This is a genomic window from Roseivirga ehrenbergii, from assembly GCF_001593005.1.
GTDB classification, from domain to species: domain Bacteria; phylum Bacteroidota; class Bacteroidia; order Cytophagales; family Cyclobacteriaceae; genus Roseivirga; species Roseivirga ehrenbergii.
Genome location: NZ_LQZQ01000045.1, coordinates 136,717 through 160,247, shown reverse-complemented (window position 1 = coordinate 160,247; position 23,531 = coordinate 136,717). Strand labels below are relative to the sequence as shown.

Here is a 23,531-nt window from a genome sequence, read left to right as displayed (position 1 = left end):
TACTAATAAATTAACAGTTCTATTTTAAGGTGGCAAGATAATAGCCAGTCCGAATCTTTAATAAGATAATCTTCTATTTTGAGAAATCAAAAGATTGAGCGTGTCTCATTCTTAACTTGATAAACGCGTTCATCAAATTTGCCAGAATGATAATCCACACCAGGGTACAATATTGCCTTTAAATAAGCCTCTACTTCTTCTGAATGTTCTACCGTTCTACTGGTGTTCATACCTACATACTTAAAGGTAGTCCACATCAATGTTTTCAAATAACTCTTAGAGTCATCGTACATACAGTACTCCACAACCAAAGTGTTTTTGTTATACCAAATCACTCTACTCACTATTCTAACCCATTCGGCCATATTTGCCGGTTTTAGGTAGGCAATATGATGATTATACACTACCCAAACGGCATCGAATGATTTGATGATTTCCCGCATTTCAACCCCATAAATTTTCGGAACTTGATCTTCTCTGGCGTTGAAAAAATAATCAAAGTATTTGGCATTATTCAGATGACGAAGCGGGTCGCAATCCTGAAAACGGATCAATACTCTAGATTCTGTCTCTTTAGGATAATTGAAATTGGGATCGATGATAAACATTATAAATACCTTTCTTTGATGATTTGAATATGATGAGCTGCATGCCCTACTGTCATGGCGGCAAGCGCCCTAACCGTTACTTTATTGCCACTGGCAATTCCTTCCGCCATAGTTTCCTCTTCCTTAAGGTTTTCAAATAACAAAATGGAAGCCGCCCGAATGGCCTCAAACTCGGCCAAATAGCTGGTTAACGGACGTGATGGGTTAGCTGCCGCGGCTTGGTATGTATCCTGATCCATGCCCGGAAGTGCTTGTTTGTCACCCCTGGCAATGGCCAAAGCACGGTAAGTAAAAATGCGCTCCACATCATTAATATGGTTCAGCACTTCTTTAACCGTCCACTTTCCTTCAGCATAAGTCGTATTCGATTTCTCTTCAGAAATAGAGTTAAATAATTCGGTTACTTCGCTTTTCTGTACGCTAATGCGATCTAAAACATTTTGGCCTTCTAGTTGGCTAATGTAGGTCTGATAAAAAGGGTCGTATTCACCCTTTGAAGGTAGAGAAATCATACTTCAAGGTAATTTATTTTTTGAAAAAGGCACAAGAATAAATGAATGATCATGGGTTTGGAAGGTCTTCGATCCAACCACTGTACATAATGTAGTTTTCAGGCGTTTTATCGATTACCATCCTTAGTCGTTCATCTATTTCTTTGATCTTTTTGGCGGGTGTTCCTGCATAAAGTGAGTTGGGTTCAATTACGGTATTGGCCAACACTACTGCCCCAGCCGCAACCATAGAACCTGTGCCAATTACAGCATTGTCCATTACGATGGCGCCCATTCCGATTAACACGTTGTCTTCCACAATACAGCCATGCACAATGGCATTATGGCCAATACTCACATTTTTACCCAACACGGTTTTCGACATATTTAAAGTGCCATGAATCACCGCTCCATCTTGAATATTGCAATTATCTCCGATTTCAATATGACAAACATCTCCTCTCACTACCGCATTGAACCACACACTGCAATTATCGCCCATGTGCACATCGCCCACTACCGTGGCATTGTCTGCCAAAAAACATTTCTCACCAAAAACAGGCTGTACGCCCTTTATTGCCTTAATTACTGCCATTGAATAAAATTATATGTACATACATTGAACTTATACCTTCCTTATGTAGTTTTGCATTCGATAAACAAAATGGGTAGTAAATCGATTACCTATTACATCTTGAAAAGCAATTAACAATAATTAATTTAACTAAATGAAAACTTTGAAATCGACTTTGTCAATTCTAGCCGCTGTTCTACTTGTAGCAGCTTGTGGACCGAAGGAAAAAACAGTTGAAACATCTGATGCCAAAGCTGTAGCTTCTGCCGAAAACGCAACTACATTGGCCATCAATACTGAAAACAGTATGATCACATGGATTGGAAGTAAGCCTGCTGGAAAACACAATGGCACTATTCCAATTAGCGAAGGTGAAGTTAAGGTGGAAGGAACGGAAATTGTAGCCGCTAATTTCCAAATGGACATCACCAACTTAGTAGTGTTGGATTTACCAGCCGATTCTGAGTACAATGGTAAATTGAAGGGACATTTAATGTCTGCTGACTTTTTTGATGCTGAAAACCACCCAACTGCAACATTCGAAATGACTGGTGCAGAAAAGTTTGATGCCTCTAAAGTTACTTCTGACCTAGATGAGCCTAAAACTGATAATACTCCTGCATCAATGGGTGACATTATGGTAGAAAACCCTACTCACATCATTTCAGGAAACTTGACCATGCGTGGCACTACAAAAAACATCTCTTTTCCTGCTACCGTAACTATGGAAAATGGAATGGTGAAAGCCAAAGCTAATTTCAATATCGACAGAACCGAATGGGGTTTAACATTCAAAGAAAGAGCTTCTCTTGCTGAAAAATTGAAAGACGACTTCATTTACAACACAGTTAATGTTGGTTTTGAAATTGAAACAGCACCTAAGCCAGCGCTTTAAAAAATTGAAACAGAATAATGAGGGAGCTTTTGGCTCCCTTTTTTATGCACATTGCTTTACTAACTTTGCATCGCTTTAGTAAAACGCATTGAAAACAACCTCCATTAATAACAAGCCGCAATTCCTAGAAAAGGCGCTGCACTGGGCGAATAATTTTTCGCATTGTGCCTATTTCCAATCCAACGGAATTCCTTACCCTTATCAAGGTTTTAATGAAATATTGGCTGTTGGAGCAAAGCGCATTTTTAAACCCAATGAAAACGACCGTTTTGAGGCGCTTTCCGCATTCCACCAAAACAAATGGCTGTTTGGCTATTTGGGCTACGACCTAAAAAATGATACCGAAAACCTATCGAGTAGTAATTCCGATCATGTTCAATTTCCTGAAATCTCATTTTTTGAAGCTCAACACCTGTTGTTATTTAAGGGAAACGAAGTTGAAATCCGGTCGGAAGAAGATGTTTTAGGGCAAATTGAAAATACGGAAATCAATTTACCACAAAGTAAACTGACAGTACCAAAAGCCAGCATTACGAAAGCAGCTTATTTGGACATTATTGAAAAGCTACGCCAACATATTGAAGAAGGCGATTGCTATGAAATCAACTTCTGTCAGGAGTTTCATGGTGAAATAGAATGCACTAACCCAATTCAACTTTATTCAGACCTTAATAAACTTTCCCCTAGCCCCTTTTCTTCTTTTCAAAAACATAACGACCACTATATTCTTTCGGCTTCGCCAGAAAGGTTTATGAAGAAAGAAGGTGATAAAATCATTTCACAACCGATTAAAGGCACGCGTCCTAGAGGAAAGTCTAAAGTTGAGGACGAGGCACTAAAAAAAGAGCTTCGATCAGACGAAAAGGAATTGGCCGAAAACATGATGATTGTGGATTTGGTCCGAAATGATTTGGCACGTTCGTCTAAAATAGGAAGCGTTAAAGTAGAAGAGATTTTCGGCATCTATTCTTTCCAGCAGGTGCATCAAATGATTTCCACCATTGTTTCAGAAAAGCGTGAAGATGTGAGTGCTTTTGAAGTCATCAAAAGTGCTTTTCCTATGGGCAGCATGACGGGTGCACCAAAGGTAAAAGTAATGGAGCTTATTGAACAATATGAAAGTACTAAGCGTGGAGCTTTCTCTGGAGCCGCGGGTTATATCAGCCCCAATGGCGATTTCGATTTTAATGTATTGATCCGCAGCCTATTTTTAAACAGTGCTTCAAAGACCTATTCCTTTCAAGCAGGAAGTGCCATTACCTACGATTCTATACCCGAAAAAGAGTATGAAGAATGTATGGTAAAAGCCAAAGCCATAATTTCCCTTATTCAACATGGCGCATAAAAAAAGCCCTTGAGATTGCTCTCAAAGGCCCTTCAATATGGCAGAAAAATCTCTGTTATATACTCTCAGAATTAAACAACCTTAGTCAACCCTCCAAAAGTTATTACCCATTTTTTATCTGATAAAAGGGCACAAGCAGAGGTTGTATTCTTAACTTTTGGAGGGTTATAAACTAAGATGAAAATTCTAATTGTTTACAGTATTCTTAGTCACCGTTACCTTCCAAATTTTATTCGAAGCAGCGGATTTCCCTCTCCCAAAAGTACCTGGAGTATTCTCAAAAGCCTCAATACCTCCGTAGATAAAGCCCAAATCAAAGCCTTGCCCTTCTTGGAAAGTCTTATCTGCGTCAATCACTTCAGTCGCGTCACCATTCACCGTCATAAATGAAATAGGCTGATTGCTGTTAAAGATGAATTCTGTTTCGGCACCGTAAAATGAACTACTTCCAAAAATATTCTGGTCAATTACTTTTGGCGAGCTCTTTCCAGTGTTCAAATCATAACGCACTTGAGTAAGACTATTGGTAAAAGGAGAAAGGGTGTTCGGACCTTGGTAGGTTCCATCACCAATTCCGCCCATTAAAAACGTGCTTACTGTTCCCGAAACAGCATCGTAAAGTTCGAAATCAGCACAAGCATATACATTGAAATTCTTCTGATTATAATCTGAATCAATTGTGTATTTAGCTGACAAACTAGGAGTTACGTAAATGGCAGTATTCCATGCACGTAAATAGCTAGTGGTATCTTTATTTACAATCACCACGCTATCAGGTTGAAAAACGCCTCCATAAAAGGCTAAACCTTCAGTGAGATTCTTATTAGAATCCATATACAAGGCCGAAACAATTGGGCCATCTCTTCTTCTAAATTTTGAAGTAGCATCTGCCGCTGGAGTTCCTATGGTGGTAGGCACATCTGTAATGGGAGCATTAACAGTAATATCTAAGGCCAAAGGATTACTTGCTGAAACGGACATTGTAAAAGGATAAACAGCATCTACATATTGCTGACTGTTGGCCGTAAAGTTATGTCCACCAGCCAAATAGAAAGTGGAGCCTATTTTAAACAACTCACCTCCGGTACTTACTAGCTTACTATCCTTTCCGAAAGAAACTAAGCTTTTCCAGTCTGCCAAAGTCAACGATTTCAAGTCTCCTTTGATCACATTAATCATAGAAGGCACATTAATTTTGGCCACCTGATCAAAAGTAATATAAGCATTACCATTGTCCGTTTGATCTAAAGGAGTACCATACCCTCCTACTACATACATATATTCTCCTTCTTGCATCACCAATGGATTGGTAGCTCTAAATACAGTTCCATTAGCTTTTAAAGCCGAAGCAATTTGAGGGAGCAATGCACTAATTGCAGCGGCATCGGTTGAACCACTAGCAGGTGTAAAACTGCTGATTTCACTCACCATTTCATTAAAAGATAAAGCTGAAACTTCATCCTTGTCCACATTGTAAACGAAGATGTCGTCATTATAAGAAAGCGGTAAGAAAGAAGTATTTGTGTAATTGGCATTCAAGTCATGTAGTCCACCATCATCATTAATTCGGTTAGTTCTACCTGCAAAAAGCAGCCAATCTGTTCCATTTACACCATGGGCATAAGATTGTAGTGCTGGGGCATTCTGTTGTGTTACCTGAGTAACATTTACAACATATTCTGGAATTGGCGTGGCCTCTTCTTTTGTAGGCTTACAAGATAAAAAACAGGTAGTCAATACAATAAGCATTGCGCTACCAAGCGTAAATCGTTTCATAGTAATTTGGTTGAGTTGATTAAATATTCTAAAAATAGAAACCAGTCAGTCGTCAAAACTTTTATAAATGATGGTTTAATTCAATCAATACAATAGTTCAACAAATAGCCGTTTCATGTTTCCAAATATAGTACATAACAAACCTTGCGATGTACCTCAAAAGAGGTATTCGTAAAATAAATATTTAGGCAATCCTCCTAAACACACTTGCTCTACAATCATAAATAGTTAAATTGCTTCTATGGAAATCACTGACATATTAGTTCCCGCAGTAATTTTGCTTGCTATAGTATTATGGGCTTGGGCATTGGTGGACTTGTCTAAATCAAGGTTTAAGTCGGGCAGAGCCAATTTAATATGGCTTTTGATTATTCTTTTCTCCCCTGTGATGGGTTCAATTCTTTATTTTCAATTAAAGAAGGGCTATACTGAAAGGCGTCCAAGACAATTTCAACCGAAATTTAATTAGGTATATTTTACACCATACATAGTACTCAAAATTGCTTTGAGCAGATTATTTAGTTAACTATCGGTACTAAATAATTTAACAACTATGTTGAAAAAAATAACCCTAGTAGCTGTATTACTCTTATCAGCCTTTGCTTGTACCCAAAAAAGCGAAGTGCCGAAAGTCGATTTTAAAGTCGATTATGAAAAATTCACCCTCGACAATGGCCTTCAGGTCATTCTTCATGTAGATAAATCTGACCCTGTTGTAGCGGTAGCCCTTACTGCCCATGTGGGTTCTGCAAGGGAAGTGGAGGGAAGAACTGGTTTTGCCCACCTTTTTGAACACCTGTTATTTTTAGAGTCTGAAAACCTAGGCAAGGGTGGACTTGATAAAATGAGTGCACGAATTGGAGGCTCTGGCGCGAACGGTTCTACCAGTCGAGACCGAACCAATTATTACCAAACCGTACCCAACGATGCGCTTGAAAAAATGATTTGGGCAGAGGCTGATAAACTCGGTTGGTTTATCAACACCGTAACCGAACCCGTATTGGCCAAAGAAAAAGAAGTAGTTAAAAACGAAAAACGACAAGGAGTTGATAATCAACCCTATGGCCATACTTCTTACGTAATCGATAAAAATCTTTACCCAGAAGACCACCCATATAACTGGCAGGTTATCGGTTCGTTAGAAGATTTGCAAAATGCTACGCTGCAAGATGTAAAAGACTTTTTCAACCGTTGGTACGTACCGAACAATGTAACGCTTACCATTGCAGGTGATTTTGACCCTGAACAAGCCAAAGCTTGGGTAAAAAAATATTTTGACGAAATTCCTACGGGTGAACCAGTGAAACCGCTCTCTCCTCGTCCGGGAAAAGTAGCGGTAACCAAAAGACTGTATCACGAAGATAACTTTGCCCGTGTGCCTGCGCTTACTTTAACTTGGCCTACAGTGGAGCAATACAGTGCAGACGCTTATGCGCTAGACGTATTAAGCAACTACCTCTCTAATGGTAAATCGGCTCCACTTTATCAGGTACTGGTAGAAAATAAAAAACTCACCTCTGGTGTAAGCATGTTTAATCGTACTTCTGAATTGGCAGGTCAGTTACAAGTTTCTGTAAGGGCTTTTGCCGATACGGATTTGGACGAAGTGTTAACAGCGATAGAAGAAGGTTTCGCCAAGTTTGAAAAAGAAGGCATTCCGCAAAAGGATTTAGAAAGAATTAAAGCAGGACAGGAAACAGGCTTTTATAACAGCCTTTCTAGTGTTTTGGGTAAGGGATTCCAATTGGCACAATACAACATTTTCGCCAACGACCCGGGCTTTATCAGCAAAGACATTGAGAATATTCTTGCTGTAACTACTGAAGATGTAATGAATGCCTACAATAAATACATCAAAGGCAAAAATTATATTGCTACCAGTTTTGTACCTAAAGGACAAAAAGATTTAGCTCTAGAAAATTCTGAAATGGCTGAAGTGGTAGAAGAAAAAATCGTTGAAGGTGCCGAAGATGATTTCAACCCTAAAATTGCAGCTACCTACGAAAAAACGCCTTCTACATTTGATCGATCTAAGGAGCCTCCAAGTGGCAATGCACCAGAAGTAAAAACTCCTGAAGTATGGCAAGAATCACTTGAAAACGGACTTAAGGTGTATGGAATTGAAAGTAAAGAGGTTCCTTTAATTCAACTCAATTTGGTGATCGATGGTGGCCAATTATTGGACGACCCGAACAAAGGTGGTGTAGCCAACCTTACCGCACAAATGATGACGAAAGGCACGGCCTCTAAAACTACGGGGCAGCTGGAAGAAGCCATTGAGCAACTTGGTGCTTCCATCAGAGTATCAGCATCAACGGAGAGCATCAATATCTCGGTGAATACATTAAAGCGTAACTATAACGCGGTAGTGGACTTAATGGAAGAGATTTTGTTAGAACCAAGGTGGGACGCCAGCGAATTTGAATTAGCCAAACAAGCCGTTATTTCCAGAATAAGACAACAAGAAGCCAGCCCTAATTCAGTGGCTCAAAACGCTTATAATCGCTTGATTTATGGCGAAGGAAACATCAGAGCTCAGAATATTTTAGGTACTGTAGAGTCGGTGAATGAGATCACTATGGAAGACTTGAAGAAGTATTACGATAGTTACATCTCTCCTTCCGTGGCCAAATTGCATGTTGTAGGCGATATTAATACAGTTGGTGTAATGACTTCTTTGCGCGACTTGAATTCTAAGTGGGAAGCTAAAGCGGTGCAAATCCCAACTTACGACCCACCAGCAAGGCCAACTGAAGCCACTCTTTACTTCTTTGATATTCCAGGCGCAAAACAGTCTGTACTAAACTTTGGTTACCCAGCTTTAGCCGTTACAGACGAAGATTACTACCCTGCTACGGTAATGAATTACATTCTTGGTGGTGGTGGTTTTGCCTCTAGGTTAACTCAAGAGTTAAGAGAAGATAAAGGCTATACTTATGGCATCCGATCTGGTTTTTCAGGAAGTAAAACCAGGGGCGCTTTTACCATCTCTAGCGGAGTAAGAACCAATGTTAGTTATGAATCATCTCAATTGGTAAAGGATATACTGACCAATTATGGTGAAACCTATACTGAAAAAGACCTTGAAACCACCAAAAGCTTTATGATTAAAAGTGGAGCAAGGGCTTTTGAAACCGCGGGTGCTAAACTAAATATGCTCGAAAACATGAGTGAGTACGGCTGGAGTGCTGACTATGTAAAACAGCAGCAGGAAATAGTGAAAAACATGACTGTAGAAGAGATTCAGCGTTTGGCTAAAGAATACCTCGATCCAGACAAAATGATTTGGTTGGTGGTAGGCGATGCTAAAACCCAATTGAAGAAAATGGAGCAATTAGGCTTTGGCCAACCTGTTTTGATTAACAAAACTTCTGGTCCAGAGAATAAATAAACCGAGTTTAACCTCACTAAAAAGCCCTGTATTTGTAAGAACGCAGGGCTTTTTTGTTGATCGAATTTAGTGTTTGTTGATGACGACAACCCTCCCTCTAATTCCTATCAATTCAACTTAATCCTTCTAATTTCAATGGGCTTTACTTTGCTTAAATCAAGTTCCCTGTCTTCATTGTAAGCAATCCATGGACTGTTGGCCAAATAATAGAAATAACCACCCTTCACTTGTCCCAAAGTGGGGTCACCTAATGAGGGTCCTCCTTGATTAATCACTCTTCCGAACAAAATATACTGGCCAGTTTCGTCTAAAAAATATTGCATTACCCTATATGGTTTCACCCCATTGTGGATCGCGATTAAACTGTTCTCATAGTAATACAGTCCGTCAATTCCTTTCAACAAAATTTCTTCTGGAGCGAAGACTTTTACTACATCATCCGTTTCGGTATCAATGCGATGAATTCCTGTAATATAGTCTGCCAAATAGAGATACTTTTCGTCTTCATTTAAAGCCAAACCTTGTAGGTTGAAAAAGCCATTCGATAAGTCGAATTGCTTTCTGATAAAAGCACCAGTAAAATCGGTTGTATCTGTATTGTCTCTGCCCAAAGTAGGTTCTAGCGAGTTAGAAAGCCAAACTCTTGATTCTTTATCAATAGCCACATCACCGATGATTGTGCCTTCATCATATTCCAAACCTTGAATTACCTCGCCCGAAGTTGGATCTATTTGCATAATCAAACTTTTACCTTTATCGGTTGAGTTGTAATCTAGCATTTCGGGTAAGGCTGCGGTGGCTGCCCAAAGCAATCCATTAGCCGGGTCAATGTGCATTCCCAACACAGCATATTCCGTTTTCACTAAATCAATTTTATTACCATCGGGATCCACCCGAATGATTTTCTTTTCGCGAATACTTCCTAGTAGAATATCGCCATTATCCATAATTACAAAGCTTTCAGGGTGAATTTCCCCAGCATCTATAATTCTAAAAACCTCATCATGCTCTTCTACTCTGTTCAATTTTGCTTGAAGGGCAATTAATTCTTCGTAGCCTTTATTCCTTCTTATGTTGTCAAAATCTTCATTTTGTTCGAAATCATAAGTGGCGTCCATCAACAGCAATTGATTGAGCTTTTGAATACTTCTAATTTTCCTTCCATTCAAAGCATAAGCACCCGCCAGATTATAAACCACTATTGGATTGTTAGGTCTGATTTCATCAATCGTTTCCATAGCCTCTAAATACTGCTTGTAATCTTTGGCCTCATAGGCGGCAAGGCCTTCTTGAAAATATTCGTTTAGCGTTTTTTGGCCAAAAGCAAAAGTTGAAATAAAAATAAATAAGAGAGTTAAGTAGGACTTGATCATAATCGGAATGGCCTTAAAAAAACGAATTCCAGTGTTTAGCTGGAATTCAAGGTAGTTAATGTGAAGCTATTTTCTCCTCAAAATGTCTCGTTCAAATAACACCTAAAGAAAAAATTACCCTTACTCTAAAGTCTACACATATCTAAAAATGCACAAATCGGGTAAAAGCTTCACGCTCCAAACGTTCTCTATGATCTGGGTGCGCAATATCAATCAGCGCCTTGGCCCTTTGCCTTAATGATTTACCATATAAGTTAGCCACACCATATTCGGTAACAATATAATGCACGTGGGCTCTAGTGGTAACCACACCTGCCCCTGGCTTTAGAAAAGAAGCAATTTTACTTTCTCCTTTATTAGTTACAGACGATAATGCGATAATTGGCTTTCCTCCCTCTGAAAGCGAGGCTCCACGAATAAAATCCATTTGCCCACCTACTCCAGAATAAATTTTAGTACCAATACTATCGGCACAAACCTGACCCGTAAGATCCACTTCTATTGCACTATTGATACTAATTACTTTGGGGTTTTGCCTAATTACGCGGGTATCGTTTACGTATTCAATATCCAGCATTCTAATCGATGGGTTATCGTCTACAAAATCATATAACTTTCTCGACCCCACCATAAATCCAGACACCAATGCATAAGGATGTTTCTTTTTGTACTTATTATTGATTACTCCACTCTCCATTAAAGGAACTACCCCATCGGAAAACATCTCGGTATGCACTCCCAAATCCTTATGGTTTCCTAGCGAAGCCAAAACAGCATCGGGTATTGACCCTATTCCCATTTGTAATGTTGAGCCGTCCTCAATCATTTCAGCGATATAACCCCCAATTTTCACCTCAGCATCTGTTAATTGGTGTGCTTTAGCTTCAAAAATTGGTTCTTCACTCCAAACCATCGCGTCAAAGTTTCTGATATGAACCATTCCATCACCATGGGTTCTGGGCATATTAGGGTTCACTTGAGCGATTATCGTTTTAGCACTTTCAGCTGCAGCCAAACTTGCGTCTACGGAAACTCCCATAGAAGTAAAACCGTGGGCATCGGGTGGTGAAACTTGAATTAAGGCCACATCAATAGGAAGCACCCCTCTTCTGAACATGATGGGTACTTCGCTTAAAAAGCAGGGAATGAAGTCAGCATCCCCTTCATGTATGGCGTTTCTGCAATTTCCTGCAACAAATAATGAGTTTGTATGAAAGCTACCAGCAAACTCCTTTTTAGCATACGGAGCTTCGCCCTCTGTATGTAAATGAAATATTTCAACATTACGCAATTCATGCGAACGCTTGGTCATGGCTTGAACCAAGGCTTGAGGTGTAGCTGCTGCGGTATGAATAAACACCCTATCACCTGATTTTATCAATTCAACTGCCTTTTCGGCTGTGGTATATTCCATCATATTTCCTTTTTCTTAAATCAAAGATAAAGGCAATACAATGCATCAGGACTGATGACGCTTAGATAAAAAGATGACTTATATCAGTTAAGATTACTGACTTAAATTGAGCAAGAAACTAGTCTAAAATTTCGGCTACATGAATTCTATAATTGATTGAAAAAGTATCCCAATCCCACTGCCTCAAGCCGTGATGATAGCCTAAACTTATGGCTCCGCCATTCAGTTGCCTAGTCAAATTAAAGCGAAGAAAAGAAGGGTTATCTCGGTGCTTTTGGTAACCTTGATAGTTTGACCAATCAGTATCTATTTGCCACTTTGAGTGATGATACTCTAAACCTAAACCGTATAAAGGGGCATCATTTTGCCTTTCCGTAGCGCCATTGATCAAACGGTTAACATTAGTTTGATAAGTGTAAAAACCCAACATCATTTTACCTAAAAAACGAGAGTTCTCTTGCTCGAAAAACGACCTACTAAAGCTCCCCTCCCAATACAACATGCTTGCATCTGTATACCTCGCATTGGCCAAATTACCTCCAGTAGTTGTTTTTGCATGAGCCCGCATGGCAAAGTTGAATGGCCAGTTTTTCTTCTCAGTAAAAATTTTATAAATAATTCCGAAAGCGATATCTCCTGTAGTTTTTCCTTTTCCAGAAATGCCCATCATTCTGCGCTCATCCCGTGTTGAGGCGTCTACATTCCAGCTTTCAAGAGGAATGCTGTTTACATAGAACATGGCTTTATCTCTTTTAATAGGAAGGTTCAATTGTAAAAAGGCATTGTTTGTAATGTCGCCATTGCCCTGATGATATTCATAGCGAATATCGAATGAAATATGATTATCAATAATCACATTTCCCAAAACAGGCATTCTAAGTGCATTAGGACCTAAATAACCCGGTGAAATAGAAATGTAATCCAAGCGATCTGGTCCTGCGGCATCTGGGTAATTATGCAGTTGATCCCACCAATCTAAATTCTGAGCTTGAACTTGCCCAAACAATAACAAGGCGAAAAAAGTCATTAAAAATTTCATCGCTCGAAATAACAAAATTTTACATTAATCTGGGGCGTCATTTTAAAATGGAAAGCCAATAGGTACATAATCATCAATATACAACAACCGAGATCAACTCGGCTGTTGTAAAAAACGGTTTTGACAGGTTAAAGTACGCCTTTGGTACTCGGCAGAATGTCCATTTCATCTGGATTTCGTTTTACCGCCATTTTAATGGCCTTAGCAAAAGCTTTAAAAATCGACTCTATTTTGTGATGCTCGTTATCGCCTTCTACCTTAATATTCAGGTTGCATTTGGCGGCATCGGAAAAGGATTTAAAGAAATGCATAAACATTTCTGTTGGCATATCGCCCACCATTTCACGTTTAAACTCGGCCTCCCAAACCAACCAAGGCCTACCGCTAAAGTCGATGGCTACTTGCGCCAAAGCTTCATCCATTGGTAATAAAAAGCCATATCGGTTTAAACCCTTTTTATCTCCTATGGCTAGCGCATAAGCTTCACCCAAGGCCAAAGCCGTATCTTCAATCGTGTGGTGTTCATCAATGTGTAAGTCACCTTTCACCTTCACCGTTAAGTCTGCACCAGAGTGTTTCCCCAACTGATCGAGCATGTGATCGAAAAAGCCCAAACCAGTTTCATTATTGCATTGGCCTGTTCCATCTAAATTCAACTGAATGAAAATATCCGTCTCTTTGGTTACACGATGTACTTCTGCTTTTCTCTGAGGCATCTGCAAGAACCTGAAAATCTCATCCCAACTATTTGTGGTTAATGCTGCTTTAGGATTTTGTTCTTCAGCAATAAAAATGGCTTTAGCCCCAAGGTTTTCTGCCAATTGAATGTCGGTTTCCCTATCGCCCAACACGAAAGAATTTGCCAAATCATAATCACCATTAGTAAATTGAGTAAGCAAAGCCGTTCCAGGTTTACGGGTTGGTGCGTTCTCGTGTGCAAAAGTACGATCGATGATAATTTCATCAAAAACAACCCCTTCGCCCTCAAGAGTTTTGAGCATTTTATTCTGCGCTGGCCAAAAAGTTTCTTCTGGGAAGGAATCTGTTCCCAATCCATCTTGATTGGTCACCATCACAAGTAGATAGTCTAGCTGCTCGGCAATTTTCCTGAGGTTAGAAATAGCACCTGGTAAAAACTCAAGTTTCTCTAAAGAGTCTACTTGAAAGTCGGTTTTGGGTTCAACGATGATCGTACCGTCACGATCTATAAAGAGTATTTTTTTCATCATTTGGTTAAATAGGTTGTTCGTCATTGCGAGGAGGCTTTCTTGCGATAGCAAAGAAAGGTGACGAAGCAATCTCTTTATAAGGTACAGTGAGATTGCTTCGTCACGAGCCATTGCTTTCGCATGGTTCGTTTCTCGCAATGACGGGTTTAATTTAAGTTCTTGAGTGCTTTAATCAGTAATTCATTTTCCTTTTCAGTGCCCACAGTAATTCTAATTCCACCTTCGCAAAGCGCCACTTTAGACCGATCGCGAAGAATGATTTTCTGTTCGATTAGCTTTTTATATACGTCTGAAGCATTCTCTAATTTCACTAAAAAGAAGTTTGAATCGGTGGGGCAAATCGTTTTAATCATAGGCGTTTGCTTTAAAGCTTCACCTAAAGATTCTCTATTTTTCAGAATTTGATCTACCATCTTATCCTTCTTCTCAAGGTTTTCTAATGCTTTTAAAACTGTTTTCTGAACTAAACCACTTAGGTTATAAGGCGCTTTAATTTTGTTCAAAATGGCCAATATCTCTTCCGAAGCGAAAGCCATTCCTATCCTTAGGGCCGCTAAACCCCAAGCTTTACTGAAAGTTTGAAGCACCAACAAGTTGGGAAATTCTTCAAGCCTCAGCGCAAAACTTTGTCTACTTGTAAAATCTACATAAGCCTCGTCTACCAAAACAATACCTTTGAAAAACTGCAATACCTCTTCGATCTTATCCAAGGAAACATCATTTCCCGTGGGATTATTGGGCGAACAGATAAAGATGATTTTCGTATTTTCGTCAACGGCCGATTTAATTGCCTCCACGTCTAAATCATAATCGGCTGTCAGCAATACTTCGCGTGCCTCTACATTATTAATGTCGGCACTTACCTTGTACATACCGTAGGTAGGCGGATTGATGATCACATTATCCTTTTCTGGCTCGCAGAAAGCTCGGAATAATAAATCAATAGGTTCATCGCTGCCATTTCCCAAAAAGATGTTTTCTGACCTCACTCCCTTGATTTGAGCAATTCTAGCTTTCAACTCCTTTTGGTATGGATCAGGATAGCGGTTCCAATCTTCTTCCGTAATTGAACCCAGTGGATTTTCGTTGGCATCCAAAAAGACACCTTCGTTACCCTTGTAATCATCTCTGGCAGACGAATATGGCACTAACTTTTGCAAGTGCGTTCTTAAGAGTGCGTTCGGATCAAACATTGTTCAACGATTTAAGTCTCAAAGTAACCGCATTCTTATGTGCCTCAAGCAATTCAGCCTCGGCCATAATTTCCACTACAGGGCCTAAGTTCTTAAGTCCTTCTTTAGTGATTTCCTGATAGGTAATCTTCTTTACATAACTATCTAAGGAAACACCGCTGTACATTTTCGCATAACCATTGGTAGGCAACGTATGATTCGTGCCCGAAGCGTAATCACCTGCCGATTCTGGCGTATAATTCCCAATAAACACAGAACCTGCATTAATAATTTGATCAGCTACTTCCCATGGTTTCTCAACACATAGAATCAAGTGTTCCGCTCCGTATTCATTTAATAAATCAATGGCCTGATCTCTATTCTCTAACACAATTGACACACTGTTTTCCAAGGCCTTGGAAGCCAAGTCTGCTCTTGGTAAAGCTAATAATTGCGTCTGCACTTCTTGTTGAACCGCATTAACAATTTCTTCAGAAGAAGCTACCAACACTACCTGAGAGTCGGCACCGTGTTCCGCTTGCGAGAGTAAATCGGCAGCTACAAAAGCTGGAATGGCTGTTTCATCGGCATACACCGCTACCTCCGAAGGGCCTGCAGGCATATCAATGGCCAAACCATACTTGGTTGACAGTTGTTTAGCAGCAGTGACAAACTGATTTCCAGGGCCAAAAATTTTATTCACTTTCGGAATAGTGGTGGTTCCAAAAGTTAAAGCTGCAATGGCTTGGGCTCCACCTACCTTGTAAATCTTAGTTACGCCCACCAGTTGTGCTGTAAACAAGATGGCTGGATTAACATTTCCATTTTTATCTGGAGGTGTACATAACACAATTTCTTTGCAGCCTGCAATTTTCGCAGGAACGGCCAACATCAAAACAGTAGAGAATAAGGGAGCTGTCCCTCCTGGAATGTACAAACCAACCTTTTCAATAGCCACAGATTTACGGTAACAATTCACACCGGGCATGGTTTCAACCTTCAATACCTCCCCTTTTTGGGCAATGTGAAAAGTCTCAATGTTCTGTTTTGCAATACGAATAGCCGCTTTCAATTCTTCTGGCACCAAACCTACCGCGGCATCGATCTCAGCCGAAGACACTTCGAAATTGGTGATTTCCACTCCATCAAACTTCTTGGTGAAGTCAATTAGAGCCTGATCTCCATCGGCTTTTACCGCTTCCATTACTGGCTTCACAATGGCCTCAATGGTTTCCAATTCCATCGTAGGCCGCTTTAATAAAGCTTCCCGCTCCTCTCTTTTTGGGTTAATGGAAACGATCATAGAATCATTTTTTCAATTGGCACCACTAAAATTCCTTGCGCACCCGCATTGCGAAGCTCTTCAATTATCTCCCAAAAATCATCCTCCTGTATTACAGAGTGAACAGAGCTCCAACCCTCAGTCGCCAACGGCAAAACTGTTGGGCTTTTCATTCCAGGAAGAATATTGATAATGCTCTCCAAAGCATCGTTTGGTGCGTTTAATAAAATGTATTTATTGTTTTTTGCTGTCTGTACAGAATCAATTCTAAAAATAAGTCGATCAAGAATTTCCTTTTTCTCCGCTGAAAGATTCTTATTGGCCAGCATAACAGCTTCCGACTTGAAAATTACTTCTACCTCTTTTAGGCCATTGCTCATTAAGGTAGAGCCAGAACTAACGATGTCGCAGATTCCATAGGCCAAACCAATACTCGGGGCAATTTCTACTGAACCACTGATTTCATGAATGTCGGCATTGATGTTATTCGCTTTGAGGTAATCGCTTAAAATTTTCGGGTAAGAAGTGGCCAAACTCTTCCCTTCAAAGTCTTGAATTCCATTGTAGCTTTCCGCTTTGTCGATGGCCAAAGAAAGACGACATTTTGAAAAACCGAGCTTCTTAACCCAATCTACTTGCTTATCCTTTTCTTCAGCTTCGTTAGCACCAACAATTCCTATATCAGCAATTCCATCTTGTACGTAACCCGGAATATCGTCATCTCTTAAAAAGAGAAACTCCATAGGGAAGTTTGAAGCTTCGGCCTTAAGCTTACCCATGCCGTTATTTACTTTAATGCCACATTCTTTTATTAATGCGAGCGAGTCATCACTCAATCTGCCACTTTTCTGTACTGCTATGCGCAAAGTATTTTTCATCTGTATGTTTTTGTTGAGTTCAGGTAAATCAAAGTTTAAAGCATACCTAACCCTAAATGTTTAGAAATTGATTTGAGTTTTTTCAGATAAGCGAGCATAAGCTAACTGCTAAACTGAAAGGTGTAATAAATTGAATCGAATGTGCCGACAGAACCTGCCGGGTAGGGTGTTATATATATCTCTCTTACGAGAGATGGTGGAAATGATGCACATGAGGTGCATAAGTAGAAGCGATATGTATGTTTTTCAACATCGAGAGCAAAGGTAACCAAGCAAATGGTTTAGGCAAAAGTTATTTTAAAAAAATGGTATAGTCTTAATAAGGCTCTTACTCTAGCGACAGCCATTCTTCCTTAACCTTCTTGGGTAAACCTTCCACCACAAGGTTATAGGAATGATCTATCAGTTCTTTTAGTAAGCTTTCTGAAACTGTACCATCGGTTTTTACAGAATTCCAATGCTTTTTGTTCATGTGCCAGCCCGGGGTAATTCCAGGCTCTCTTTCTCTGAGTTCAGCAGCGTATTCAGGATCACATTTTAAATTGATGTATTCGTATACATCGAGGCCTGTGAGTGCAAACATTTTGTCCATCACTTTTAACACCAATGTATCTGGCCCAAAAGGAGTGTGTTCCGTCACCCCCTTTTTAGCAATACAATATTCTCTGAATTCATCAATGTACATAGTTTAAAAAATAAGGAGAGACTATACTTACATCCTTCCAATCGCTCTGCTCACAATCACAATAACTGCGATTAAAAACATAATGATCGAAATTTTATTGATGGTGTGCATGGCCTTGATATTGAAATTGGTAGGCCGCGAAGGATCTTTCTTTCTGAAAAAATATCCCAAAACAGGGCCAAAATCAAAAGCTTCTTTGGCTGTTAGCTTTGAATCCCTTTGCTCTTCATTTTTAATTTCTTCACTCATCACATTTCTATTTTAAAGTTCAGCACCTACCAATTCGGGTTCTAACCATTTACCATCTTCGCGAATAATGTCAATCAATTCGTCCACAGCCTTTTCAGAGGCTACTCCCCTTTTCATTACTTCCTGACCTTTGTACAGGGTAATCTTTCCTTTGCCCGAACCCACATAACCGTAATCTGCATCGGCCATTTCTCCTGGACCATTTACAATACAGCCCATGATTCCAATTTTCACACCTTTCAAATGATCGGTGCGTTTTCGGATCATAGCCGTGGTTTCTTGTAAATCGAACAAGGTTCTTCCGCAAGACGGACAAGAAATATATTCGGTTTTGGTCATTCGCGTACGAGCCGCTTGTAAAATCCCAAAGCCTGTCTCGTTCTTCAACTTTAAATCAGCCAGTTGAGTTTCCTTATCGGACTGTTTATCTACCTGAAGCATTACACCGTCTCCAAATCCATCGACTAACAGACCACCAAAATCGGTAGACGCATGAATCAAGAACTCCTCGGCATCAGTAACGGTGTAGTTTCTAGACACGATGACCGGAACCGACAACTTCCTTTTCACCAGTTCGAAAAAGAAGCGCCTCAAAGCAGGCATGGCATGTTCATTCTCAGTTTCGAGGATCACAACCAAGTTAGAAGCCTCCAACACCAACATTACATCTTCCGACAATTCATCGGCTTTTAGCTTTATAAAATTGAGCTGATCATCAGCATTTTCTGCTTCGGCCAATTGATCGAAAGTGAAAACTGGAAAACGATTTGCCTTATCTTCTAAATCATTCCATTGCGGGTAATCGACCAACTCCTTCAAGCCATTCGGTAGCATAAAATCGATCGCCTTATTGCCTGAATAAACGTAGTCTGCACCTTGGTCATTCATTCGCCATTTATCAGGTTCTGGCAAATAGAAGTGTCCAACGTTCTTTAAATCTTTAATGGTAATTTCTTCAAACTGACTCAAATCGGCAATGACGCGTGGCACATTAGAAGCGCCAATATTTACTACTTCTCTCGACTGACGTTTGTGATACAAGAACGGATCAATCGGGTTTTCGTCAATCTCAGCTATGGTTTTATGTTCATGTCGGTTATGATAACGATCAACTAGCTTTTGCGCTACTGGGGCTTCGAATTCTGGTTCCTCTGTCAAAGAAACACGGACAGTATCTCCTAGCCCATCTTCTAACAGAGTACCAATACCCACTGCAGATTTGATTCGACCGTCTTCGGCTTCACCTGCTTCGGTTACACCCAGATGCAATGGATAAGGTTTTAGGCCTTCTTCATCTAATTTCTGCACCAACAAACGATAGGCCTCCACCATCACTTGTGTATTGCTCGACTTCATGGAAAGTACAATATTATAGTACTCCAAGTCTTCGCAAATACGCAAAAACTCAAGTGCCGATTCCACCATGCCTAGAGCAGTATCGCCATAGCGGCTCATGATTCTATCCGAAAGCGAACCGTGATTAGTCCCAATCCGCATGGCAGTTCCATGCGCTTTACAAATCTCTACTAAAGGCGTAAAGCGTTCACGAATTCTGTCCAACTCCGCCTGATAAGTTTCGTCAGTGTATTCTATATTTTCAAATTTCTTTTTATCGGCATAGTTGCCTGGGTTCACCCTTACCTTTTCTACAATTTTGGCCGCCAATTCTGCCGCGTTTGGAGTGAAATGGATATCGGCTACAAGCGGAACATTACAACCGCGCTTTTTCAGTTCTTCCTTAATAGCGCGAAGGTTTTCGGCTTCTTTTAAGCTTGGGGCTGTAATACGCACCAGTTCGCAACCTGAAGCCACCATGCGCAAAGTTTGCTCCACCGACCCCATGGTGTCCATGGTATCAATCGTGGTCATCGACTGCACCACAATAGGGTCATCGCCTCCAATGGTTACACTGCCCACCTGAACGGGAATGGTTTTTCTTCGACTGTATTTTACTAGGCTGTTGCAGTATTTCTTTACTGCGCTTACTGCTGAATCCATGCGTTTTATGCTTGCTCCAAAGTTAACTTGAAATGAATTAAAATGTTAGACGAAATAGGGAAAGGTTGGGTGATCGTATTAACTTCATTGATTGGTTTAAATAAAACTTAAATACCTGTATTTATTAAATAATGAGAACTATCAGCTTCAATGCTAAATTATTTACACCAGGGAAAGGTATCTCTTGGAAAATCACTTCTCGAAGATTAATGAATTTCAGTTGGCTCAGTTTTATGCTTATCGTAATTACTAGTTCCTATTTTGAACTAAATGCATACTATGATTACACGGTTACACTCACTCTTATTATTCTCTTCTCTTTAATGCCTATTGCTAGTTATTGGGGATATCATGCAAAAGAGTATAAGTACGGGAAATTAGAAGGATATCTATCCATCACAACTGATGGCATTGCCATTAATGAAAAAATCTATAGTTGGCCCGAAATTCAAGATTTACAATATAAAGTCGGCCATACTTTAAACGAACTACTATTTGACGATATCTTGTTTGACAAATATAGATATTATGGAGGGCCAGCTTATTCAGCCGGTGTAGATAGTTACATATCTTTCAAATATAATGACGAGTATTTTAAATTTGGCTTTAGGTTAGAATCACCTTCTCATTTAGTTCAGTATAGAAACTTGGTAAAGAGCCTTTACTATAATGACTATCTTCCACTTAATAAAACTTACGAAGGGCTACAGTTAGAATATGAAGAAATACAAATACTAAAGGAAGCTAAGAGGCAACTGAAACAAACCTCATAAAACCTCCTTCAGTTTTTTCCAGGCTAGGTTGGCGCAGGTTAGGCGCTCTGGGAATTCGCGGGCGGAAGCGAAGGCCAAAAGTTCTTCGTCAGAAGTTAACGATTCGGGTGATTCACTGCTCTCAGGATCAATAACCTTCAAAAACAGCTCAATCAATGCTTTTGCTTCGCTCCTAGTTTTACCTAACAAGTGTTTTGTCAATACGGAAGTTGAGGCCTTTGAAATAGCACACCCATAGCCTTTGAAGGAAGTATTCTGAATAATATTGTCTTCGAACTTTAAGTACAGGTCAAATTGATCGCCACATACTGGATTATAAGCTTGAAGCTTATGTGTATAATCCTCCAAAACACCTTCATTAAAATGACTTTTGGCATGGACCAGTATTTGAGTTTTGTAAAGTGCTTTTAGACGGTCGTTCATAAAAAGAAGCTTTTGATTTCGTCTAGGGTATTTTTGAGCAAATCCACTTCTTCTGTAGAATTATAAATATTGAATGAAACCCTGACAGTTCCGCCAATATCAAGTTTGTGCATTAAAGGGTGTGTGCAATGGTGGCCTGCACGAACTGCAATACCTTTTTCGGCTAAAAATGCAGCAATATCATGGGGGTGAATGCCTTCCATGGTAAAAGAAAGTATGGCAGTACCCTCTGCTTCTTTGGCCAAAAGAGTTAAGCCTTCGATTTCTGATAAACGCTTCACTGCGTATTTTCTTAACTCAGCACCGTACCTACCGATTTCCTCCACTCCGACTAAATTGATAAAGTCAATTGCAGCTGCTAAACCAATTGCTCCAGCGATATTGGGGGTTCCAGCTTCGTGCTTGGATGGCAGATCCGCCATGATCGTTTCATCGATACTCACTTTCTGCACCATTCCTCCACCATACGCTAATGGAGACATGTTTTCCAGCAAGGCCTGCTTTCCATACAATACACCTATTCCTGTTGGACCAAAAACCTTATGCCCGGAAAAAGCCAAAAAGTCGCAATCAATTTTTTGAACATCAATCTTTTCTGAAAGCGGCAATTGTGCGGCATCTACAAAAACCTTGATGTTATGTTGATGAGCTAAATTGATGATACTCTTTAAATCATTCTTCACCCCCAGCGTATTGGAAATTGCTGTTATGGCCAAAATTTTCACCTTGCTTGTCAACATGGAAGCTAGCTGGCTAAGGTTTAAGTTCAGCTCAGCATCTAGCGGAATCACTTTCAGTTGCGCTCCCTTCGATTCACAAGCCTGCTGCCAAGGAACAAAATTACTGTGGTGCTCCATTTCTGAAACCAGCACTTCATCACCGTTTTTCAACTGTGGTAACAGAAATGAGTTGACTACTTTATTAACAGCATCCGTGGTTCCTGAAGTAAAAATCACTTCCTTTTTAGAAGAGGCTCCGATGAATGATCTCACCTTTTCACGGGCTTGATCATAACTAGAAGAAGCAGCCGTGGCCGGCCAATATAAGCCTCGGCCTACATTCGCATAATAACCAGTATAGAATCCAGAAATAGCATCAATTACGCAGTGAGGCTTTTGGGTGGTGGAAGCATTGTCTAAAAAAATCAGAGGCTTACCCTCTTTTCTTGCAGTCTCAAAAATCGGAAATTCGGACTTCAGCGATTGCATAGTAAAAGCGTCAAAAGATTTACTAAATGTTTGATTATTTAGGCGTAACAGTCGTTACAATAATAGCCGACATCATGGCTACCATAATGGCCGCCTGAATTTCACGGATACTTTTGTTCACGCTTTGGCTAATTTTAATATCCTGCGTCACTTCTTTGATCCTCTTCTTCACCACATTGTACTCTTCCTTATCTCGAAAAGCCTCTTTGGTAAGATCTGAAACATCAATTAAGCTCAAAAGCATTACATCACGCGCTTCTGATTTAGCCCCTCGAAGCATGACATCACTCAAGCGTTGCCTTACTTTATTTTCTGGAGTAATATTAGTGGTTGGGTATTTATTGTTCGGAATAATCCAGAGAATCTTATGCTCCTCCTTCCGTAAAATACCTTTATTCTGAAGTCCAAATAATGTATCCTCTTTAAGCTCCTTGGCCTGTTTTGACAGAACCTCAATCCACTTTTTCAGTTTGCGAGGCTTTGAATCCTTGATCTGATCTATCACTTTGTTAATGACCATTTCTACTTCATATTCGTCATGAATAAGCTTAAGCTTATCTCCTGATACATCAATCTTTTCGCGAAGTGCCATTTCTAGCAGAATGGCTCCTGCAAAGCCAAAGTACAAATGAGTGGAGTCGATAACGAATTGACCTTTTTCGTCATCAAGGGCTATTAATAAAAATTCTTCAATGAGGTTGAGTTGCATGTTGTTTGTTTTGCCTTAT

The 23,531-nt window shown here is 39.9% G+C and carries 22 protein-coding genes; 5 read left to right on the top strand and 17 right to left on the bottom strand.

Annotated features, from left to right (window positions below; all coding sequences use genetic code 11):
• Positions 1 to 86: 86 nt before the first annotated feature.
• Genes MB14_RS10930 through MB14_RS10920 form a run of 3 tightly spaced genes read right to left on the bottom strand, consistent with a single transcriptional unit; the run spans position 87 to position 1,694 of the window.
• Positions 87 to 608, bottom strand: coding sequence for an acyl-CoA thioesterase (locus tag MB14_RS10930; RefSeq protein WP_053224558.1), 522 nt, complete (start codon positions 606 to 608; stop codon positions 87 to 89).
• A complete protein-coding gene (locus tag MB14_RS10925; RefSeq protein ID WP_062591570.1) occupies positions 608 to 1,120 on the bottom strand; it encodes a DinB family protein in 513 nt (170 codons plus the stop codon). The genes MB14_RS10930 and MB14_RS10925 overlap by 1 nt, the downstream gene beginning before the upstream one ends.
• Positions 1,121 to 1,169: 49 nt before the next feature.
• Complete coding sequence (locus tag MB14_RS10920; RefSeq protein ID WP_062591569.1) at positions 1,170 to 1,694, bottom strand: gamma carbonic anhydrase family protein; 525 nt, start codon at positions 1,692 to 1,694, stop codon at positions 1,170 to 1,172.
• 133 nt (positions 1,695 to 1,827) lie between these two features.
• On the opposite strand from MB14_RS10920, the gene MB14_RS10915 reads away from it, so the two are divergent.
• Complete coding sequence (locus tag MB14_RS10915) at positions 1,828 to 2,568, top strand: YceI family protein (protein WP_062591568.1); 741 nt, start codon at positions 1,828 to 1,830, stop codon at positions 2,566 to 2,568.
• Positions 2,569 to 2,656: 88 nt separating this feature from the next.
• On the top strand, positions 2,657 to 3,913 hold the full coding sequence (locus MB14_RS10910) for an anthranilate synthase component I family protein (RefSeq protein ID WP_062591567.1): 1,257 nt from the start codon (positions 2,657 to 2,659) through the stop codon (positions 3,911 to 3,913).
• Positions 3,914 to 4,099: 186 nt separating this feature from the next.
• On the opposite strand, the gene MB14_RS10905 is transcribed toward MB14_RS10910, so the two are convergent.
• Positions 4,100 to 5,689: a hypothetical protein gene (locus MB14_RS10905; protein ID WP_062591566.1), complete on the bottom strand. Its 1,590-nt coding sequence runs from the start codon at positions 5,687 to 5,689 to the stop codon at positions 4,100 to 4,102.
• Between the two features lie 241 nt (positions 5,690 to 5,930).
• On the opposite strand from MB14_RS10905, the gene MB14_RS19230 reads away from it, so the two are divergent.
• Both MB14_RS19230 and MB14_RS10895 read left to right on the top strand, forming a co-directional pair.
• The gene (locus MB14_RS19230) at positions 5,931 to 6,158 is read left to right on the top strand and encodes a PLDc N-terminal domain-containing protein (RefSeq protein ID WP_062591565.1); all 228 of its coding nucleotides are present in this window, start codon (positions 5,931 to 5,933) and stop codon (positions 6,156 to 6,158) included.
• Positions 6,159 to 6,242: 84 nt separating this feature from the next.
• Positions 6,243 to 9,080: a M16 family metallopeptidase gene (locus MB14_RS10895; protein WP_089082169.1), complete on the top strand. Its 2,838-nt coding sequence runs from the start codon at positions 6,243 to 6,245 to the stop codon at positions 9,078 to 9,080.
• Between the two features lie 107 nt (positions 9,081 to 9,187).
• Here the strand turns inward: MB14_RS10895 and MB14_RS10890 are convergent, their stop codons facing one another.
• The 10 genes from MB14_RS10890 to ispG form a co-directional block, all read right to left on the bottom strand.
• The gene (locus tag MB14_RS10890; RefSeq protein ID WP_062591564.1) at positions 9,188 to 10,453 is read right to left on the bottom strand and encodes an SMP-30/gluconolactonase/LRE family protein; all 1,266 of its coding nucleotides are present in this window, start codon (positions 10,451 to 10,453) and stop codon (positions 9,188 to 9,190) included.
• Between the two features lie 142 nt (positions 10,454 to 10,595).
• Entirely contained in the window at positions 10,596 to 11,870 is a 1,275-nt protein-coding gene (locus MB14_RS10885) for an acetyl-CoA hydrolase/transferase family protein (protein WP_089082168.1), read from the bottom strand.
• A gap of 115 nt (positions 11,871 to 11,985) precedes the next feature.
• Entirely contained in the window at positions 11,986 to 12,894 is a 909-nt protein-coding gene (locus tag MB14_RS10880; RefSeq protein ID WP_062591563.1) for a hypothetical protein, read from the bottom strand.
• Positions 12,895 to 13,034: 140 nt separating this feature from the next.
• Positions 13,035 to 14,132 (bottom strand): bifunctional histidinol-phosphatase/imidazoleglycerol-phosphate dehydratase HisB, encoded by a 1,098-nt coding sequence (gene hisB / locus MB14_RS10875; protein ID WP_062592712.1) that lies wholly within the window; start codon positions 14,130 to 14,132, stop codon positions 13,035 to 13,037.
• Positions 14,133 to 14,281: 149 nt separating this feature from the next.
• Positions 14,282 to 15,328, bottom strand: a complete 1,047-nt coding sequence (gene hisC / locus MB14_RS10870; protein WP_062591562.1) for a histidinol-phosphate transaminase — start codon at positions 15,326 to 15,328, stop codon at positions 14,282 to 14,284.
• Positions 15,321 to 16,610: a histidinol dehydrogenase gene (gene hisD, locus MB14_RS10865; RefSeq protein ID WP_062591561.1), complete on the bottom strand. Its 1,290-nt coding sequence runs from the start codon at positions 16,608 to 16,610 to the stop codon at positions 15,321 to 15,323. Before hisD ends, hisC begins: the two co-directional genes overlap by 8 nt.
• On the bottom strand, positions 16,607 to 17,467 hold the full coding sequence (gene hisG / locus MB14_RS10860; protein ID WP_062591560.1) for an ATP phosphoribosyltransferase: 861 nt from the start codon (positions 17,465 to 17,467) through the stop codon (positions 16,607 to 16,609). Before hisG ends, hisD begins: the two co-directional genes overlap by 4 nt.
• 328 nt (positions 17,468 to 17,795) lie before the next feature.
• Positions 17,796 to 18,152, bottom strand: a complete 357-nt coding sequence (locus MB14_RS10855) for an MmcQ/YjbR family DNA-binding protein (RefSeq protein WP_062591559.1) — start codon at positions 18,150 to 18,152, stop codon at positions 17,796 to 17,798.
• A gap of 27 nt (positions 18,153 to 18,179) precedes the next feature.
• On the bottom strand, positions 18,180 to 18,401 hold the full coding sequence (locus tag MB14_RS10850; protein WP_062591558.1) for a DUF6728 family protein: 222 nt from the start codon (positions 18,399 to 18,401) through the stop codon (positions 18,180 to 18,182).
• Positions 18,402 to 18,413: 12 nt separating this feature from the next.
• Positions 18,414 to 20,399 carry a (E)-4-hydroxy-3-methylbut-2-enyl-diphosphate synthase gene (gene ispG / locus MB14_RS10845; RefSeq protein WP_062591557.1) on the bottom strand — a complete coding sequence of 662 codons (1,986 nt, stop codon included), beginning with the start codon at positions 20,397 to 20,399 and terminating at the stop codon, positions 18,414 to 18,416.
• Positions 20,400 to 20,530: 131 nt separating this feature from the next.
• On the opposite strand from ispG, the gene MB14_RS10840 reads away from it, so the two are divergent.
• A complete protein-coding gene (locus tag MB14_RS10840; RefSeq protein ID WP_062591556.1) occupies positions 20,531 to 21,172 on the top strand; it encodes a hypothetical protein in 642 nt (213 codons plus the stop codon).
• Here MB14_RS10840 and sufU read toward each other — a convergent pair.
• From sufU to MB14_RS10825, 3 genes are read right to left on the bottom strand one after another with little or no spacing between them, the layout of a single operon-like run.
• Entirely contained in the window at positions 21,167 to 21,595 is a 429-nt protein-coding gene (sufU, locus tag MB14_RS10835) for a Fe-S cluster assembly sulfur transfer protein SufU (RefSeq protein ID WP_062591555.1), read from the bottom strand. The two genes, MB14_RS10840 and sufU, sit on opposite strands and share 6 nt — an antisense overlap.
• A complete protein-coding gene (locus MB14_RS10830; RefSeq protein ID WP_062591554.1) occupies positions 21,592 to 22,803 on the bottom strand; it encodes an aminotransferase class V-fold PLP-dependent enzyme in 1,212 nt (403 codons plus the stop codon). The genes sufU and MB14_RS10830 overlap by 4 nt, the downstream gene beginning before the upstream one ends.
• A 34-nt stretch (positions 22,804 to 22,837) precedes the next feature.
• A complete protein-coding gene (locus tag MB14_RS10825) occupies positions 22,838 to 23,512 on the bottom strand; it encodes a GOLPH3/VPS74 family protein (RefSeq protein ID WP_062591553.1) in 675 nt (224 codons plus the stop codon).
• Between the last annotated feature and the right edge of the window lie 19 nt (positions 23,513 to 23,531).